At 62.1% G+C, this 16,981-nt stretch carries 14 protein-coding genes; 8 read left to right on the forward strand and 6 right to left on the reverse strand.

The features are described 5' to 3' along the window. Positions 1 to 60 precede the first annotated feature (60 nt). Positions 61 to 342: a hypothetical protein gene (locus K349_RS19280; RefSeq protein WP_026368277.1), complete on the reverse strand. Its 282-nt coding sequence runs from the start codon at positions 340 to 342 to the stop codon at positions 61 to 63. A gap of 666 nt (positions 343 to 1,008) precedes the next feature. Here K349_RS19280 and K349_RS0102345 point away from each other — a divergent pair. Then, on the forward strand, positions 1,009 to 1,221 hold the full coding sequence (locus K349_RS0102345; protein ID WP_026368279.1) for a hypothetical protein: 213 nt from the start codon (positions 1,009 to 1,011) through the stop codon (positions 1,219 to 1,221). Positions 1,222 to 1,358: 137 nt separating this feature from the next. Here the strand turns inward: K349_RS0102345 and K349_RS0102350 are convergent, their stop codons facing one another. From K349_RS0102350 to K349_RS17700, 4 genes are all read right to left on the reverse strand, one after another. After that, complete coding sequence (locus K349_RS0102350; RefSeq protein ID WP_026368280.1) at positions 1,359 to 2,522, reverse strand: permease; 1,164 nt, start codon at positions 2,520 to 2,522, stop codon at positions 1,359 to 1,361. A gap of 207 nt (positions 2,523 to 2,729) precedes the next feature. Next, positions 2,730 to 2,969, reverse strand: coding sequence for a thioredoxin family protein (locus tag K349_RS0102360; protein ID WP_026368282.1), 240 nt, complete (start codon positions 2,967 to 2,969; stop codon positions 2,730 to 2,732). 613 nt (positions 2,970 to 3,582) lie between these two features. Then, a complete protein-coding gene (locus tag K349_RS0102370) occupies positions 3,583 to 3,834 on the reverse strand; it encodes a hypothetical protein (protein WP_026368284.1) in 252 nt (83 codons plus the stop codon). A gap of 131 nt (positions 3,835 to 3,965) precedes the next feature. Then, on the reverse strand, positions 3,966 to 6,797 hold the full coding sequence (locus K349_RS17700) for an EAL domain-containing protein (RefSeq protein WP_169731288.1): 2,832 nt from the start codon (positions 6,795 to 6,797) through the stop codon (positions 3,966 to 3,968). A gap of 539 nt (positions 6,798 to 7,336) precedes the next feature. Between K349_RS17700 and K349_RS17705 the strand changes: the two genes are divergently transcribed. From K349_RS17705 to K349_RS0102405, 6 genes are all read left to right on the forward strand, one after another. After that, positions 7,337 to 9,394, forward strand: coding sequence for a methyl-accepting chemotaxis protein (locus K349_RS17705; RefSeq protein ID WP_169731289.1), 2,058 nt, complete (start codon positions 7,337 to 7,339; stop codon positions 9,392 to 9,394). Positions 9,395 to 9,664: 270 nt separating this feature from the next. Then, complete coding sequence (locus K349_RS0102385) at positions 9,665 to 10,522, forward strand: DUF4198 domain-containing protein (protein WP_026368287.1); 858 nt, start codon at positions 9,665 to 9,667, stop codon at positions 10,520 to 10,522. 66 nt (positions 10,523 to 10,588) lie between these two features. After that, positions 10,589 to 11,179: a cobalt transporter CbiM gene (cbiM, locus tag K349_RS0102390; RefSeq protein ID WP_026368288.1), complete on the forward strand. Its 591-nt coding sequence runs from the start codon at positions 10,589 to 10,591 to the stop codon at positions 11,177 to 11,179. 39 nt (positions 11,180 to 11,218) lie between these two features. After that, complete coding sequence (locus K349_RS19285) at positions 11,219 to 12,001, forward strand: hypothetical protein (RefSeq protein WP_169731290.1); 783 nt, start codon at positions 11,219 to 11,221, stop codon at positions 11,999 to 12,001. Between the two features lie 98 nt (positions 12,002 to 12,099). Then, complete coding sequence (gene cbiQ / locus K349_RS19290; protein WP_169731291.1) at positions 12,100 to 12,876, forward strand: cobalt ECF transporter T component CbiQ; 777 nt, start codon at positions 12,100 to 12,102, stop codon at positions 12,874 to 12,876. After that, entirely contained in the window at positions 12,873 to 13,628 is a 756-nt protein-coding gene (locus K349_RS0102405) for an energy-coupling factor ABC transporter ATP-binding protein (protein ID WP_026368291.1), read from the forward strand. Before cbiQ ends, K349_RS0102405 begins: the two co-directional genes overlap by 4 nt. 292 nt (positions 13,629 to 13,920) lie before the next feature. Here the strand turns inward: K349_RS0102405 and K349_RS18465 are convergent, their stop codons facing one another. Then, a complete protein-coding gene (locus K349_RS18465; RefSeq protein WP_157367251.1) occupies positions 13,921 to 14,103 on the reverse strand; it encodes a diguanylate cyclase in 183 nt (60 codons plus the stop codon). 200 nt (positions 14,104 to 14,303) lie between these two features. Here K349_RS18465 and K349_RS0102415 point away from each other — a divergent pair, with 200 nt between their 5' ends. After that, positions 14,304 to 16,799, forward strand: a complete 2,496-nt coding sequence (locus K349_RS0102415) for a heavy metal translocating P-type ATPase (protein ID WP_026368292.1) — start codon at positions 14,304 to 14,306, stop codon at positions 16,797 to 16,799. Positions 16,800 to 16,981 lie beyond the last annotated feature (182 nt).

Genomic DNA, 16,981 nt, shown 5'->3' on the forward strand with positions numbered 1-16,981 from the left:
GCGTCACGCCGAAAATATCCCGCAGAGACAGGAACAGCCCGAGCAGCACAAGAACGGTCTCTAAAGAAAATGCATCTTTCCCGCGCCAAGTTTTTGGAAAAAAGCCTGCTCCACCGCCTCTTTGGCGTACTCCTCGAGGAGCGTGCACGAAACGCACCGGGCGGCACCATGGAAGTAAGAGTAGACCATGATGGTCGTTCCTTTCGCGCCCCTTCCGGACGCCTTCACCGTCTCCGTCTTTCCCGCTTCCGTCGTCCCGGACTGCCGCGCTCCTCCGAGCCCCCACCAGGCCAGGCTTGCCGCGAGAAAGAGCACCAAAACTCTCGTGATCCACCGCCGCATTTGTCGTGTTCATGAATGTCGAATTCCTCCGTCGTATTGCGGTAACACTCCAGGCAACCTCTGCATAACGCCACACCGGCCTCGACTCGCGTCGCGCTCTGTGAGGCCTTCGCAAAACCAACGTGGCCTTATGCAAAGGGAATCTCTGAAAAGGCTGCGTCAGCCCCGCAGGGCGCCTCGCAGAGCCTGATGCGACCCGAGTCAAGGGAAAGCGAAAGGCCTTTATTCAGAGCTTCCAAAGGTTTCTTGGGTTTGCGTTTCTCGGAAGTCAGTTTTTTGCCGCCAGAGGTCACCCTGCCTCCAGCAAAAACGGCGCCGGCGTGTTTCATCTTCCGGAGCCATCCTTTCTAGACAATAAGCGGGATTATGTGGTAATCTTAGCACATAAAAAGCACTTCCTCTTTCGGTATTTATGCCGAGAACCCCCGGTGCTTTTCCGTTTTTTCCGACGCTTCGGAGAAATCGACGCCCTTCCTTTTCCGGAAGTGCCCGTCAAAATCCACTTCCGAAACGATCCGAAAGAAACAGCCGTCGCTCCCGGAAACGAAAGGCAGGTGGTCGTCCATGAAACGCCTCCGCATCACCTCCGAGTACTGGCTCGAAAACGTTCAGCGCCACGGAGGAGATTTCCGTCTCGAATGGGAGACCTTCATCTCGGGGTGATGAATGGCCTTCAAAGGCCCGGTGGGCCTTTTCGGAAAACCGGAGAACATCGAGGGATACGAACCTTTCGCCGTGGAAAACACCGAGAAGACGGTCTGCTGGATCTCTGAAAAGGTTCTCGCCGCCTTTGCCGCATCTCCGGAGGAAGAACACCTCTTTTTCGTCGAGGGTACTGGGCGCCTCCGCCTTCGTTTCGTCGAACCGGGCACCCCCTGACGGTGAGGAGCGGCACGCCTCGAAATCGTCCCGAGAGATTCCCCTCTTCGCTGCGCGGAAAGGGGAGCCGCTTTTGTTTGCCTGCACAGGACAGACCATACGGTGCATGGGTACCGCGAGGACTGAACAGCCGGAACTCAGGCGGACAAAACGCCGAAAAGCCACCCGGCGATCGCGGAGAGCACTACCACGATGCTCACGTAGGCGGCGGTCATCTTCGTGCCGATGACGCTCCGGATGACGAGCATGTTCGGCAGAGAGAGCGCTGGTCCCGCGAGGAGCAGCGCCAGAGCGGGCCCCTTGCCCATGCCTGCGCCGAGGAGCCCCTGGAGAATGGGCACTTCCGTAAGCGTGGCAAAGTACATGAACGCTCCGGAGAGAGCGGCGAAGAAGTTCGCGAAAAGACTGTTTCCCCCCACGAGAGCACTCACCCAGGCGCTCGGAATGAGCGCCTCATGTCCTGGGCGCCCGAGGAGGAATCCCGCCACGAGAACACCGCCGAAGAGCAGGGGCATGACCTGGAGCGCATAGCCCCACGTGGAGGCGAACCACTCCTGCCGCTCCTCCGCCTTGAACCAGAAAGCGGAGGCAAGAACGGTGAAAGCCAGCGCCGCCCCCGCTACATGCCACTTGACGGCGTACACGGAAGCCCAGAAACTCTCCGGCACCTTCGGCGCGGCCCAGTTGGCGAAGACGAGAAACGTCACCATGCCCGCCATGTGCAAACTCGTCTTCCAGAGTGGACGCCCCTCTTCCTCGGGGAGCTGTGCAAACCCCTTCTGGCGGCTCTCTTCGGTGTTGCGGAAAAAGAAGGCCATGAGAAGTCCCACCACCACGCTGAAGAGGACGGCCCCAACGGCTCGGGCAATGCCGAGTTCCGCCCCCAGTACCCGGGCCGTGAGGATGATCGCCAGGGCGTTGATGGCCGGACCGGAATAGAGAAACGCCACGGCGGGACCAAGCCCGGCGCCACGCTTGTAGATCCCCGCGAAGAGGGGCAGCACCGTGCAGGAACAGACCGCGAGGATCGTTCCCGACACGGCGGCCACCGAATAGGCGACGGCCTTTTTCGCCTCCGCTCCCAGGTACTTCATCACCGCCTGCTGGCTCACAAAGACCGAGATGGCCCCGGCGATGAAGAACGCCGGAACCAGACAGAGAAGGACATGTTCCCGGGCGTACTCGTGCATCATGGCCAGGGACTCGACCACCGAACCGGCGATGCGTCCGCTCTCGGCGGGGAGGTAATAGAACACCAGGAAGAACCCCAGAATCCAGAGGAATTTCTGTCGATCACTCATCGGTCGTCACCTCGAGCAGGAAACCTCGTCTATGTGGCGAAAATCGCACATAATCTTCCGAAAAAACTCCCCGACATGCGCCGGGGAGTTTTTCTTTCCTTGGCCCCTTGGACTTGATCCGTTCGAAGGGACCTTCGAACGAAAACACGAAGAAGCACTTCCGAAACAGGGCGCGTCGAGCGTCAGCCCGACCTGTCCCCGATCCCGCTAGGTCATCTTTGAAAGGAGTGCCTTGGTCTCCTCGACGGAAAGAACCTTGCCTGCAGCAAGAACCTTGCCGTCCACGGCGAGCCCCGGCGTGGCCATCACGCCGAAGTCCATGATCTTGTCGATCTCCGTCACTTTTTCGATCTCAAAATCCAACCCCAACTGCGTCGCCGCTTCCGAGGCAACTTCTGCGAGTTTTTTACATTTGGGGCAACCGATACCGAGAATCTGGATCCTCATGAGCGCAAATCCTCCCTCATTTTTCGTCCGCTCTTTCCTTCGCAGAATTTCCGCGGAACACTTTCGCGAGCGGTTTCTTCATGCGTCCCCACGAACACAGAGGAGGCATTTCTTCTCTCCAACAGGGGACATGCCGCGTCCTCCGACCCGTTTCCGCCCGCCGGTGCATCCCCGCAGGAAAGAACCGACGTCAGGCAGTACATGCGCATGCGACAGAAGACGTTGAGCCCTTCTCTGCGATCCTCGATGATGTCCAGCATGCGAAGAATGGACAAACGCTTGCTGATGGTGGTCCGCTCGCAGGAAAAGGCGCCGGCGATATCGGAGACGCATCGCTCTCCCCCGAGCGCAACTCCACGATGACGAAACGAACCGGATGAGAGAGTCCCTTGAAGATGCCAGCCTTCTTCCGTCGGCGGGCCATCCGCATGCCCCTTTTTTGTGGTTATATTGCCACTAAAGAACTAACTTGTCAATTCTCCTGCCAGGTCTGAAGAATCAGTTCGAGGTGTTCCCTCGAAATGCACCGTGTCCCCAGCCTGCGAGCAGACCGGGGACACGGTGAAACGAAAGAGCGCTCTCCAGCGGATACATCGGTTCCCGACGGGAACGGTCAGGCGGTCTCGGGCATGCTTTCGAAGGGCGATTTTGAGAAGGCAAGCCGGAAGCGACCCACGGTCTGCACGGTGAAAAGAGAGTCCCCCTCCGGCATGGGACCCATCTTTTTCCAATTTTCCAACACGTCCTTGTGAATGCGGCAGGTCATCCCGCCGTCCCCCTCGATGGCGTACTCCTCGTACCCCTCCCCGCTCTCGGGAAGCCCCAGATAGGCTGCAGCACCCTTATCGACGGAACAGCATCCCATGATGATGTTCCTCCATCCAGTTATGTGCGTCAAGACGAATACGCCGAACCGGCTCCTGAAAAAAGCCGGTTCGGCGATGGGATTTCTTTCGAAAAATCCTCGGAAGGCGACTTTCTTCGAGCGGAAAAGCCTCAGTCTTTTCGGAGAGAATTCAGGAAGGGGCGAATGTCTTCCTCCGGAAGGGGGCGGCTGAACCAGAATCCCTGGATCACATCGCAGGAGGTGGTGGTGAAGCGCACCTGCTCCTCCGTCTCCACTCCCTCGGCGACGATCTGCAGGCCCAGCTCGCGGGCGAGCTGGATGATGGCCCAGACGATGAGTTCATTTTCCTTCTGTTCGTGCAGGTTTTGGATGAAGGAGCGGTCGATTTTCAGCGTATCCAGGGGAAGCGTCCGGAGATAGGTGAGCGAGGAATAGCCCGTTCCGAAATCATCCAGGGCAATCCGCACTCCGTGGGACTTGAGCACCCTGAGATTTTCAAGACTTGTCTCATAGGACGTGAGCAAGGCCGTCTCGGTAATCTCCACCTCGAGCGCCTCCGGAGGCAGTCCCGTCTCCTCAAGGATACGAAGCACTTCCAAGGCGAATCCCTCCTGCTGGATCTGCCGGGTGGAGAGGTTTACCGCCATGTGGTGCACCTCGCCTCCGTCAAGCAGTTCCCTGGCGAAACGACAGGCCCGACGCAGGGCGAACTCACCGAGGGGGAAGATGAGCCCGGAACTCTCCGCCACCGGAACGAACTCGCCGGGAGAGATCCATCCGAGTTCCGGGTCGTTCCACCGGAGCAGTGCCTCGAATCCGACCACACGCCTGGAGACGGCGGAGAAGAGGGGCTGGTAGTGCAGCGAGAGCAGCCCCTGCGAAACCGCGCTGCGGAGACGGCGCTCCAGATCGATCCTCCGGAGGAGATCCTGGCTGAGGCTTTCCTCGTAGAAGACCAGGTCCCCGCGGCATTCCGCCTTGGCCTTGTGCAGGGCCATGTCGGCCTTCTTGAGCAGTTCCCCCGGGTCCGTCCCGTCATCCGGAAAGAGCACCACGCCGGCGGTGAGGGAATAAAAATGCGATGTCCCCTCGTCGGCAAAGGGATCGGCAAAGGTTCCGAGCAGGCGCCGTGCGTAGGACTCGATCTCCTCCCGGGAATCCTCTCCTTCGCGGAGCACCAGGAACTCGTCGCCCCCCATGCGGGTCACCAAATCCTTTTCCGTGGAAACCGCGAGAAAACGCCTTGCCGCATCCTGGAGAACCCGATCTCCGCTGGCATGCCCCAGAGAGTCGTTCACGATACGGAAGTCGTCCACGTCGAGGAAAATCAGGGCACCTCTGGTTTCTCCGCTCCGAGCGCGTCGGAGCACCTCGTCGAGACGTTCCAGCAAAAGGCGTCGGTTCGGCAGATCCGTCAAGGCGTCGTAGTAGGCCATGCGGTGGATCTGTTCGTCCCGAAGCCGTTCTTCCGTGATGTCGAACAGAAAACCCATGACGCTCGTGACGTTTCCTTCCTGTCTGATCGGCGCGAGGATGTTGCGATAATGCCGGATCGTTCCGCTTCCGGGGTCCTTCGCCTGCACTTCGAAGTCCACCACGGTCCCGGCCCTCGCCTGGCGAAGTTTTTCCTCCCAGAGCTCCCCGGAACCCCGATCGCAATTCGCCTCCCCGTCTCTCTTGCCGAAAAGGTTCCCCCGCTTGGCGAGAGAAAGATCGTTCTGGAGGATGATCCGTCCCTCCATGTCATGGACCCAGAATTCGACGGGAAGATTGCGCACCAGCGCCTCCATGAGCGCACGATGCTGCTGGAGCCGCTCCTCCGCGTTGCGCCGATCCGAGATGTCTCTGACGATGCTCTGCATCGTGCCATCGGAAAGGCGCTTCGTCCGCATTTCCACCCAGAAGGACGTTCCATCCCGGCGAAGAAGCTTCCGTTCGTTCGTCACGGTGACGCCTCGTTGCAGCTCTTCCCTTTGCAACGGCTTCCGGCGCAGTTCCTCCGGGGGAAAAAGTTTTTCCACAGGACGTCCGAGCATCTCCTCCCGAGAGAAGCCCGTCCATGCCAGAATCTGGGCGTTCGCTTCCAGGACGCCCAAGTGTTCATCCGCCCGAACAATTCCGTCCACGGCCTCTTCGAAAAAGATCTGAAGCTGTTCCTCCCGCTCCCGGAGACGGCGTGTCGCGCTCCGCATGTCCTCATGCAGGGAGAGGAAACCCGCGAGCAGGCGTTCCGCCTCGGAACCGGGGCGATACTGCGCCACGGGAAGATCCGGCACCTTTTCGGGGTGGTTTCTGAGCTCGTCGATGGCGGCGGTGAGAGCGGCATAGCTCGAGAAGAGCGGCTTCAGCAGGCGCGCCGCCAGGGTGAGTCCTCCGCCGAGAAGGACGAGGGAAAGAAGGAGAACTTTTCCCATGAAAAGACGCAAATCCTTCTCCAGATCGGTCACGTACATACCCGTGCCGATATAGCAGGAAAGTTCCGGAATCCCCACCACATAGGAAATTTTCCGCTGCGGTTCCTCGGAATTCGGCGGTGGATATTCGTAGGAGACATAACCGCCGCCAGCCTTCGCTCTCTCGACGAGGGCCCGGATGATGAACACGCCCCTGGAATCCCGGAGTTCCGCCTGGTTCGTGCCCTCCTTGGCGCGTTCGTAGGGCTGCACGAGCATGGTACCGTCGTAGTCGCTCATGAAGACGTAATTGGGACCGAACACATCGTCGTAGGTCATGCGTCGGATAAGGTCCGTCACCTGACGGAGCGCCTCCTCCTTCGGCAACATACCCTGGTTGTACCGGGCAAGGATCGGCGCGATGGAACGGGAGGCCACCTGGACAATGCGCCGGATCTCGTTCCGACGCTGCTGCTCCAGGTTTTTCAACTGAGCGACGTACAGAAACACGAACAAGGCCGCCAGGGCGACCATCAGCGCGGTCACGGAGAAAATCAGGCGCGTTCTCGTGTCATCGAAGCGTCTCATTGAGAAGAGCATCTCCCGACTTCCTTCCCCTGGAGGACGAAATGATCCGTCGCCCACGATTTTTCGATGGAGTTTCCCGGCTCCATTATGGAACGTTCCCTCGCTTTTGACAATCATTACAACGGTCTAAGAAAGTGAAGCGGCCACACTTCATTTCCAGCCCAATCGAGGTTTCCGCCCCCGAGCACCGCGACTGCGACAGGAAACGTCGCCTGCAACGGGAAACGTTTCTGCACGGTTCTGTCATACTGCTTTATGACCATCTTTGTTTTCTAACAACACAAACAGACATACGCTTGAACGATTGCAGTTCTTCTTCTACACTGAGAGTGGAAACCCGTACATTTCCGGGAGAAACCGAGCCGGAAAAAACCCGCCCGGAAAGAGCCGAAGAGAGAGGGGGAAGAGTCATGCCATCGCTTTCGCGACGTCCACCGGAAACCGCTCGTTCGTTCCCTGTGGGAAAAGGACATTCGCCCCGGCAGGACCCACAGAAACCATCCGCCGAGACGACAGGAAGAGAAATCCGAGGCATCTCGTTGCGCCAGAAGCTCCTGGGAACCACAATTCTGGTAGTTCTGCTCGCCGTGCTTGCCACCACGGGGACCGCAGTCTACATCTTCTCCGCCACCATGGAGAAAGAGGCCGGAGGGGACGCGGAGCTCGCCGTGAACGGACTGGAACAACTTCTCTTCCGGCAGCGGGACAGGACGGAACTGCTCGCCCGGAATCTTGCACGCTTCGGGAACGTGGTCGACGCCGTCCGGGAGGGAGACACGCGAATCGTGCTGGAAAGGTTGACACCGCTGGCGAAGGAACAGGGGCTCGATTTCGTGACCGTCACGAATGCCGAGGGCATCGTGGTGGCCAGGACACACAGTCCGGAACAGAAGGGGGACAGTGTCCTCGGCCAGAGGAACGTCCAAGAGGCTCTGAAAGGACACACCTACGCCGCGGTGGAATCCGGCACGGTGGTCCGGCTCTCCGCCCGGTGCGGCGTTCCTCTTCTGGACGGGGAAGGACGGCTCGTGGGCGTGGTGAGTGCGGGTATCTCCCTGGAAAATCCTTCCCTCGTGGACGAGGGGAAAAGGCTCTACGGCACGGAGATGACAATCTTCATCGGCGACGAACGCCTCACCACCACCATCGAGAGGGACGGCAAACGCCTTGTCGGGACAAAACTCGATCCCTCCATCGCCAAGATCGTTCTCGAGGAAGGCAGGTCCTACTTCGAAAGAGCCGAAATCCTCGGCACCCCCTACATCACCGCGTATAAACCTCTCCTCGGACCCGACGGAAAACCGCTGGGCATCCTCTTCGCGGGAGAAGCGCTGGAGACACTTATCGACACCAGGAATTCCGTGCTCCGTCTGGTGCTCCTTCTCGGGGCGGCCGTCCTCGCCGGAGCCATCGGCGTGTTCACGATTCTCTCGGGACGTATCGTGATTCCCCTCCGCCGGGTTGCGGATCTGGCGAAACGAGCGGGGGAGGGGGATCTCTCCTTCGGCAGGGAGGACTTCGGGGTCTCCAGCCGGGATGAGCTGGGTTTCATGGCGGACGCCCTGGCGACCATGATCTCCCGCCAGAGAGACATGGTCATGGACGTGCAGAGGGAAGCCCGTCGTTTCGCCGCCGCCGCAGAATCGCTTTCGGCCTTCTCGCAACAATCCGTGGCATCCATGGAAGAGGTGAAGAAATCCCTCGAAAAGGCGAACGCCCTTTCGGAGGCGAACGCCGCCGCGCTGGAGGAAACGAATGCCGGCGTGGAGGAGGTCGCCTCCAGTGCGTCCACCACCGCCTCCAGCGCCACCGAGGGAGCCGAGGCCGCTGCAGCGGCGACCCGGATGAGCGACGAGGCGGCTCACCAGGTGGAGGAAACGGTGCGAAAAATCCGAGGCGCCGGAGAGAAATCCCGCGAGACCGCGACGGTCGTCGAGACCGTCGGGCGTTCCGTGGAGTCCATCACGAGCTTCATCGCCACGATCCGCAACATCGCGGACCAGACGAATCTGCTCGCGCTCAATGCCGCCATCGAAGCCGCGCGGGCGGGCGAGGCGGGACGGGGGTTCTCCGTGGTGGCGGAGGAAGTCCGTAAACTGGCGGAAGAGTCGGCCACCGCGGCGAGGGAAGTGGAAACGCTGGTCTCGTCCCTGACGCAACAAACCGACGGAGCGCTTCGCTCGTCGAAGGATGTGGAAATGCTGACAATTCAGGCGGTCTCGGACTCCGAAGAAGCACGGAAACGCCTTGCGACGGCGCTCGCGGAGGTTGCCCGTCTCGACGACGTCATGCAGAACATCGCCGCCGCAGCGCAACAACAGGCCGCGGCAAGTTCGGAGATGGCCCAGAGCGTGGACCAGATCACCAAGGCCACGGCGGAGACGGTGCGCCTCATGGAGGGCATTCGCACTGCCACGGACGAGACGACCCATGCGGCAAGCCGTGTGGCGGAAGAAGCCGAGACGCTTTCCGAGGGAGCGACAACGCTTCGAAGTCTTCTGGAGCGCTTCACCACCGAAGGAACGGATTCCGGAGATCCCGCCGGAGCACTTCCTTTGCCTGAAAAACACCGCCTTCCAACGAAGCCGGAACGGTAACGCGAAATCCTCCGATCCGGCAAACACGCTCCGAAGACTTGCGAAAAACGCACGACAATGCCCCGAGCCCCGGTCGCCTCTCCGGGGCTCGTTCCGTACGCTTTCTCCGCAACCGGATGTTCCGCTTCCCAAAGACACGTTCCTCCGAACATACCAGACGGAACCGCCGCGTTCCGCTTGACAAAGGGAAGGCCAAGGATGACACTATTTTTTAAATCAGTGACACCCCTTTCACCTCGTTCCGAAGTATGCCCGAGGAGGCTGGAAATTATGGTCAAAACGCATGATGTCCGATTCCACTCCGCTCCGTCGTTCCGCAGCACGACCCTTTTCACCCACTCCTTCGGAAAAGCGGGTTGGTGTTCTCTCTTCGTTCTGGCGTTTCTCCTCTCTCTCCTTTGGGCCGCCAGCGCCTTCGCCCATTTTCAGGTGATCCTTCCGGACAGAAACATCATCGCCCAAGGGGAGTCGCGGACGATCACCCTGGACCTCCGTTTCACCCACCCCTTCGAAGGACAGCTCATGAACATGGCCTCACCGCTGCGCTTCGGCGTCGTCGCCCGGGGAGAGACCACGGACCTTCTGGGCACGCTCGCAAAGGTGGAGCACGCCGGTGGGCTTCTTTCCTGGAAGGGTGCCTTCGACGTCACGCGCCCCGGGGACCACATTTTCTTCGTGGAACCCGAGCCCTACTGGGAGCCTGCGGAGGGGAAATACATCGTGCACCTCACGAAAACCGTGGTGAACGCCTTCGGCATGGAGGAAGGATGGGATGAACCGGCGGGCCTCCGGGCGGAGATCCTGCCCCTCACCCGCCCCTACGGCCTCTGGGCGGGCAATTCCTTCACCGGGCAGGTTCTCGTGGAGGGGAAACCGCTCGCGGGAGCGGAGGTCGAAGTGGAGTTCCTCAACGACAAAGGCGCCGTGAAAGCCCCGGCGGATCCCTTCGTTACCCAGGTGGTGAAGACCGACGATCGGGGAATCTTCTCCTACACCATGCCTTGGGGAGGCTGGTGGGGGTTCGCCGCCCTCGCGGAGGCCCCGGAGACGAAAAAGGCCCCCGACGGCACCGACGCACCTATCGAGCTCGGCGCCGTGCTCTGGGTGCGGACCGAAAACCGCCCGTAGACCGGACGCACAAAAAAGAAGCCTGCCTCTGCAGAAATTTTCGAAGGCAGGGAAAGGATCTCATTCATGCACATCGCGGAAGGAGTACTCTCTTTGCCCGTGCTCGTCACGGGAGGCGCCGTGGCTGCCCTGGGCACCGCGGTGGGGCTGCGACATCTTGACGCGGACACCATCCCCCGGGCGGGGGTCGTGTCCGCCGCCCTCTTCGCGGCGTCGCTCATTCACGTGCGCCTCGGCGCATCGAGCCTGCATCTGGTCCTGAACGGCGTGGCGGGGCTCCTGCTGGGGAGCGCGGTCTTCCCGGCCTTTCTCGTCTCGCTCTTCCTGCAGGCCGTGCTCTTCCAGTTCGGCGGCCTGCTCGTGCTGGGGGTGAACACGGCGGTCATGGCCTGTTCGGGCTTCGCCGCGGGAATGGCGGCACGGTTTCTCCTCCGCCGGGGAACCTCCGCCTTCGTCGCGGGCTGCATCGCCGGAGGCGGAGGACTTCTCGGCGCGGCGCTTCTCGCCGCCGCGGCACTTGCCGCGAGCGGCGAAGCCTTCGGCGCCGGCGCCCGGCTGCTTCTGGTGGCGCATCTCCCCCTCGCGGCGGTGGAGGCCGCCGTGGGAGGGGGCGTCTGTACCCTGCTGCTCCGGCGCTTTCCCGATCTGTGGCAATAGGTTCGTGAAGAAAAATCCCCCATGGGAGGCTTTTCCATCGTGAACACATCCGACAACACATTCCCCGCGCTCCTGGAAATATCCCGAAAAAACCGTTCCGCGGCACGGCGGCATTTCCACACCGACATGTCGCTTGGGACCGCGCTCCTTGTTCTCGGCCTGGCCCTGCTCGGCCTCACCCTCGCGCCCCGTGCGGGCGAGGCCCACCGTCTCCTCGTCTTCGCCTACATGGAGGGCGGAACCCTCTCGGGCGAGGCCTACTTCAACGACGGCGCCCCGGTAAAGCAATGCCCCGTGTCCGTCACCGACGACGAGGGGCGGGAAACCGTCTCGGGAACCACCGACGAGGGAGGCCGCTTCGCCCTCGTTCTTCCCGAGGGGTTTCCGGCGAAGACGCTCCTCGTCTCCGTGAACGGCGGCGGCGGCCACAAGGGAACATTCCGCCTCGACATGCCCGATGCCGGCTCTCCCCCGGGAAACGTCGCCCCGGCTGCGGGAACAGCCTCCGGTACCGTCCTGGCGGAGCAAACCCCGCAGCCCTCGCCGCCCGAGGCTCCCTCCAGCGCGCTTCCCTCCCCGGAAGCACTGGAAACGTTTTTCACCGCGACGCTGGAGAAGGCTCTCGACGAAAACGCCGCCCTTCGGCGCGTGGCTCTTCTGGAGGGAAAACTCGCGACTCTCCAGGAAGAGCTTCTCGTCCTTCGCCGGGAACTCGCCGGACCACGCATACCGGAAATCCTCGGCGGAATAGGGTACATCATCGGCATCACCGGAGCCGCGCTCTGGGCGCTTTCGCGCAAAGGCGGGAGCGAAAAGAGATGAGCGGATACATTCCGCCTGCAAAAAGCCCGCACCCGGAATGCCGGAAAGCGGAAGGAGCCGCCGGACGCGCACGGCGCGATCCGGGCGACTTCCGCTCCTTGTCGACCTTTGGATGGGCCGATACCGAAGGGGTTTGCTGCGCCTCCCTTGCCCCGAAGCGGGGAGGCAAAACGGACAGCACCGACAACGTGCCGCTTCTGGAAAAGCTGCCCCCCGCCTCCCGGGTGCTTCTTGCGGTGTGTTTCGCCTGCGCGACCACTCTGGCTACGTCCCTTTCCGCCCAGGCGCTCCTTCTGGTCTACGGAGGCGCGCTGCTCCTCCTCTCCGGAGTCTCTCCGGGCCATGCAGCGCAGCGTCTCCTGCCCCTGTGGGGCATGCTTCTCCTCCTCTGGGTGACCCTTCCCTTCGGTGCGCCCTCCCTCCGGGAAGGGGTCGTTTTCGCCCTTGCGGTGACGCTCAAGGCGACGGGGGCGCTCCTGGCCTTTCTCGCGCTACTGGGAACGCTGCCGCCGGAAGAGCTGTTCCGCACTCTGGGCCGTTTCGGCGTGCCCCCCAAGCTGCTCCTGCTCTTCCACTTCACCCACCGTTACGCCTTCGTCTTCCGGGACGAGGCAGAGCGTGTCCTCAAGGCCATGCGCCTTCGCGGCTTTGCCGCGGGCCTGTCGCGGGAGAGCCTTCGCGGATGGGGATACCTGGTGGGGAGCATTCTGGGGCGAAGCCTGGACCGGGCGGAGCGTGTCGCGGCGGCCATGCGCCTTCGTGGTTTTACGGGAACGCTGCCGGCCATCGAGGAACCGCTTCCCCGGGGCAAGCGCCTCTGGACCGCCGGAGCGGTGGCCGCACCGCTTTTGTGCATCCTTCTCCTGGCGCAATGACCGCTTCTCGTACAGGCTCCGTCTCCTCAGGGCCGCCGCTCCTCGAGGCACGCACGCTCTCCTTCGCCTATCCCCGCCAGAGGGAGATCCTCCGGAACGTCTCCCTCACCCTGCGTGCAGGAGAACGGCGATGTCTCCGAGGGAGCAACGGCTCTGGCAAGACCACGCTTCTGCATCTTTTGGTGGGACTGCTCCGCCCGATGGAAGGGGAGATCCTCTTCGACGGAGCGCCCGTGACGGACAGACAGAACCTCGCCCGTCTCCGCGCCTCCGTGGGGCTGCTCTTCCAGGATCCGGACGACATGCTCTTCTGCCCGTCCCTTCTGGAGGACGTGGCCTTCGGCCCGCTCAACCTCGGCGTTTCCAGGGAAGAAGCCCGCAGGAGATCCCTCGAGGTTCTGGAACGGCTCGGCCTGACGCATCTCGCCTCCCGCCCTCCCTACGCGCTTTCGGGGGGGGAGAAACGCCTCGGCGCCCTGGCGGCGCTCCTCTCCATGGAGCCGAAGATCCTCCTCCTGGACGAACCAACCGGAGGCTTGGATGAAAGGGCCTGGAACGTGCTTGTGGAAGAGCTTTCCCGAAATTCCGCGGCGCTGCTCGTGGCCTCCCACGACGAGGCATTCCTCACCGCCGTCGCCCCCGAGGGGTTTCTGCTCCGGGAGGGAACGCTCGCCTCATTTCCTCCTGAAGAGAGTCTCCGGGAGCATCACCCCGCCACGACGCAGCAGCGCCCCCGCCGCTTCGCTTCGTAGAGACGGCGGTCCGCCAGGGCAATCAGGAGATCTTTCGAGAGCGCACCGCGAAGGCTCTCTTCCTCGACGGAGGACGGAGGCAATCCCGACTCTGAAGGACACACTGAGGGATTCGTTTCCCCGCGGAAAAGGAATGTGGCGCGTGCGGGCCAGCAGACCAACGTACGATATACGGAAGCCCGAAGTCCTCTTCCGGGAAAAAACAGAGGAAGCCCTGAATAAAGACCTTTCGCTTTCCCTTGACTCGGGTCGCATCAGGCTCTGCGAAGCGCCCTGCGGGGCTGACGCAGCCTTATTCAGAGATTTCCAGAATGAATGCTTCGCCCCCGAAACGCCCCACCACATCCTCCGGCCCCAGATGCACCTCGAACAGCTCCACGAGCCCCCGAAGCACCGCGTCACCGGCGGGATGTCCGTAGGTTTCGTTAATCTTCTTAAAATGCTCCAGATCAAGAAAGGTCATGGGGCAAAACAAAAGAGCGCCCCTTCTTTCCTTACATGGGATATCCTCCGGAGAGCATGCTCCGTGAGTCTTTACGATACCGAAAACTACCGATGTAGGGTATCTGCTCTCTCTGATAGACTCTACGCTATATATTTCCTACTATTCTGGTAGAATTAGTCTATCTCTCTTCACGACAACGCTGCAAAAGCCATAACCAAGGAGGAATTTCCGTGACGGAGACGACGAAGAAGGTCACCCTCGACGTGGGAGGCATGCACTGCACCGCCTGCGCCGCTTCGGTGGAAAGGGCCTTGCGGAAACTCGACGGTGTGCGGGAGGCATCGGTGAACTTTCCCCTGCATCTCGCCGTTGTCGAGGCCGATGCGGGCCTCGATCCGACCCTGTTCGTCACAGCGGTGGAAAAACTCGGCTTTACCGCACTGGTGAAGGAGAATCCCCTCTCCGGAGGTGCACGGCGCCTGAGCTTTTCCGTGGAGGGGATGCACTGCGCCGCCTGCGCACGCACGCTGGAGCGGGAGCTGACCAAGGTGACGGGGGTCCGCGCCGCATCGGTGAACTTTCCCCAGAAGCGGGCCTTCGTGGAAGCCGACCCGGAAGGGATCTCCGCCGGGGCGCTCGAAGAGGCGGCGGGCAAGGTCGGCTTTGCGCTGAAACCCCTGGCGAAATCCACCGAGGCGGAGGATCTGGCGGGCAAGGAACTCGCCGAGGCGAAACGTCGCATGATCTTTGCCTGGAGCCTGGGCATTCCCTCGGCGATCCTCATGATCCTCCACGAGATGGGGATCAAGATTCCGCCGGACCTCACCCAGCATCTCCTGCTGGAGCAGCTCCTGAGCGGAGCCATCATCTTCTGGGCGGGCTGGGACACCATCTCCCGGGCGTTCAAGCAGATCCTTCGCCTGCAGACGAGCATGGACACTCTCATCACCCTCGGCACGCTGGCTTCCTTCGCGTCGGGACTCCTGAAGATCGCCGGGCTGCCCGTGGTGAGCTACGCCATGGTGGGTGGCATGATCATGGCCTTCCACCTCACCGGGCGTTACCTGGAGACGGGAGCGCGCACCCGGGCGACGAAGGAGATCGCCAAACTGCTCGAGATGGGCGCCAAACGCGCCACGGTGGAGCGGAACGGTTCCGTCGTCGAGGTGGACGTGGAGGAACTCGTCCCCGGCGACGTGATGCGCGTCCGCCCCGGAGAGAAGATCCCCCAGGACGGCGAGATCGTGGAGGGAACGAGCAGCATCGACGAGTCCATGATCTCCGGCGAGCCGCTGCCGGTGGTCCGCAAGGCCGGAGAGGCCGTCACGGGGGCGACCATCAATCTCGACGGCTTCTTGCGCATCCGGGTCACCCGCATCGGCGCGGAGTCCTTCCTCTCCCAGATCATCTCCCTCGTCCAGGAGGCCCAGGGGACGAAGGTGCCCATCCAGGCCTTCGCGGACCGCATCACCTCGGTGTTCGTGCCCGTCGTCACCGTTCTGTCGGCGCTCTCCTTCGCACTGCTCTTCTTCTTCCCCAACGTGTTCGCACCCTTCATCGCCGCGGCCTCCCGGCTTCTTCCCTGGATTCCGCCGGACATGCCCGTCTTCTCCAGGGCACTCTCGGCGGCCATCGCCACGCTGGTCATCGCCTGCCCCTGCGCGCTCGGGCTCGCCACACCCACGGCGCTCATGGTGGGCACGGGCATGTCCGCCAAACGGGGCGTTCTCTTCCGGAACGGCGAAGCCGTGCAGACCATGAAGGCCGTGGACGTGGTGCTCCTTGACAAGACCGGAACGGTCACCCTCGGGCGCCCCAAGGTCGAGCGCATTGCTCCTGCCCCGGGAATGACCGAGGCGGATCTCCTCCGTCTCGCCCTGGCGCTGGAGACTCCCTCGGAGCATCCCCTGAGCCGGGCCATCGTGGAACACGCCGCAACGGCGGGCATGACCGCCGAGCCGGTGGAGCGCTTTCAGGTGACACCCGGGCGAGGCGTGAGCGGCGTGGTGGACGGAAGGACGGTCTACGCGGGAAATCTCGCGTGGCTCTCCGAGACGAACTCCGACGCGTCCCCCGGAAAAAGCATTCTTTCCGACGAACTCACCCGGGTACTCGAAGAGGGCACCGCCGCCGCCGCCACACCGGTGTTGCTCTGGGACGAGGAGCGCGTGCTCGGCCTCTTCCTTCTCGCCGACGAGATCAAGCCCGAGAGCGTCGCCTCGGTGGAGCGCCTTCGGCACATGGGCAAGAAAGTGGTGCTCGTCACCGGAGACGTGCGGCGCTCCGCGGAACGCATCGGCGCCATGCTCGGCATGGACGAGATCGTGGCGGAAGTTCTCCCCCAGGACAAGATGAGCGTGGTGGAACGCTTCCAGGCCGCGGGACACACCGTGGCCATGGTGGGAGACGGCATCAACGACGCCCCGGCCCTCAAGAAGGCGAACGTCGGAATCGCCATGGGCACGGGAACGGACATCGCCCGGGAGGCCGGGGACGTGGTGCTCGTCCGGGGCAATCTGGAATCCCTCGTGGAGGCCTTCCTCATCGCCGACGCCATGTTCCGGAAGATCCGGCAGAACCTCTTCTGGGCCTTCTTCTACAACGTGGTGGCCATCCCCCTGGCCTTCGTGGGACTTCTCCATCCCCTTCTCGCCGAGGCAGCCATGGCACTGAGTTCCATCAACGTGGTGACCAACTCTCTGCGCCTCCGCAAGCTCCGGCTCTGATTCCGGACCGTGGACCGGGGGCGGAAAAACTCGGCGCGGCGCTGAAAAAACGCGTTGCGCTTCCCGGCGGGGAACGTAGAGACAAAACGCGTCAGACAGGGAATGCATGGTGACATGTGAGCAAGGCACGGAAAAAGAATGCGTCATGACCGCCGAGGATTTCTTTCCTTGATGGATGGCGA

The organism is Aminiphilus circumscriptus DSM 16581 (assembly GCF_000526375.1).
GTDB lineage: Bacteria > Synergistota > Synergistia > Synergistales > Aminiphilaceae > Aminiphilus > Aminiphilus circumscriptus.

Excerpts from the sequence above, each read along its gene's own strand:
- K349_RS19280 (WP_026368277.1), bottom strand. The coding sequence starts at position 342 with ATGCGGCGGTGGATCACGAGAGTTTTGGTGCTCTTTCTCGCGGCAAGC.
- K349_RS0102345 (WP_026368279.1), top strand. The coding sequence starts at position 1,009 with ATGGCCTTCAAAGGCCCGGTGGGCCTTTTCGGAAAACCGGAGAACATC.
- K349_RS0102350 (WP_026368280.1), bottom strand. The coding sequence starts at position 2,522 with ATGAGTGATCGACAGAAATTCCTCTGGATTCTGGGGTTCTTCCTGGTG.
- K349_RS0102360 (WP_026368282.1), bottom strand. The coding sequence starts at position 2,969 with ATGAGGATCCAGATTCTCGGTATCGGTTGCCCCAAATGTAAAAAACTC.
- K349_RS0102370 (WP_026368284.1), bottom strand. The coding sequence starts at position 3,834 with ATGGGATGCTGTTCCGTCGATAAGGGTGCTGCAGCCTATCTGGGGCTT.
- K349_RS17700 (WP_169731288.1), bottom strand. The coding sequence starts at position 6,797 with ATGAGACGCTTCGATGACACGAGAACGCGCCTGATTTTCTCCGTGACC.
- K349_RS0102385 (WP_026368287.1), top strand. The coding sequence starts at position 9,665 with ATGGTCAAAACGCATGATGTCCGATTCCACTCCGCTCCGTCGTTCCGC.
- cbiM (WP_026368288.1), top strand. The coding sequence starts at position 10,589 with ATGCACATCGCGGAAGGAGTACTCTCTTTGCCCGTGCTCGTCACGGGA.
- K349_RS0102405 (WP_026368291.1), top strand. The coding sequence starts at position 12,873 with ATGACCGCTTCTCGTACAGGCTCCGTCTCCTCAGGGCCGCCGCTCCTC.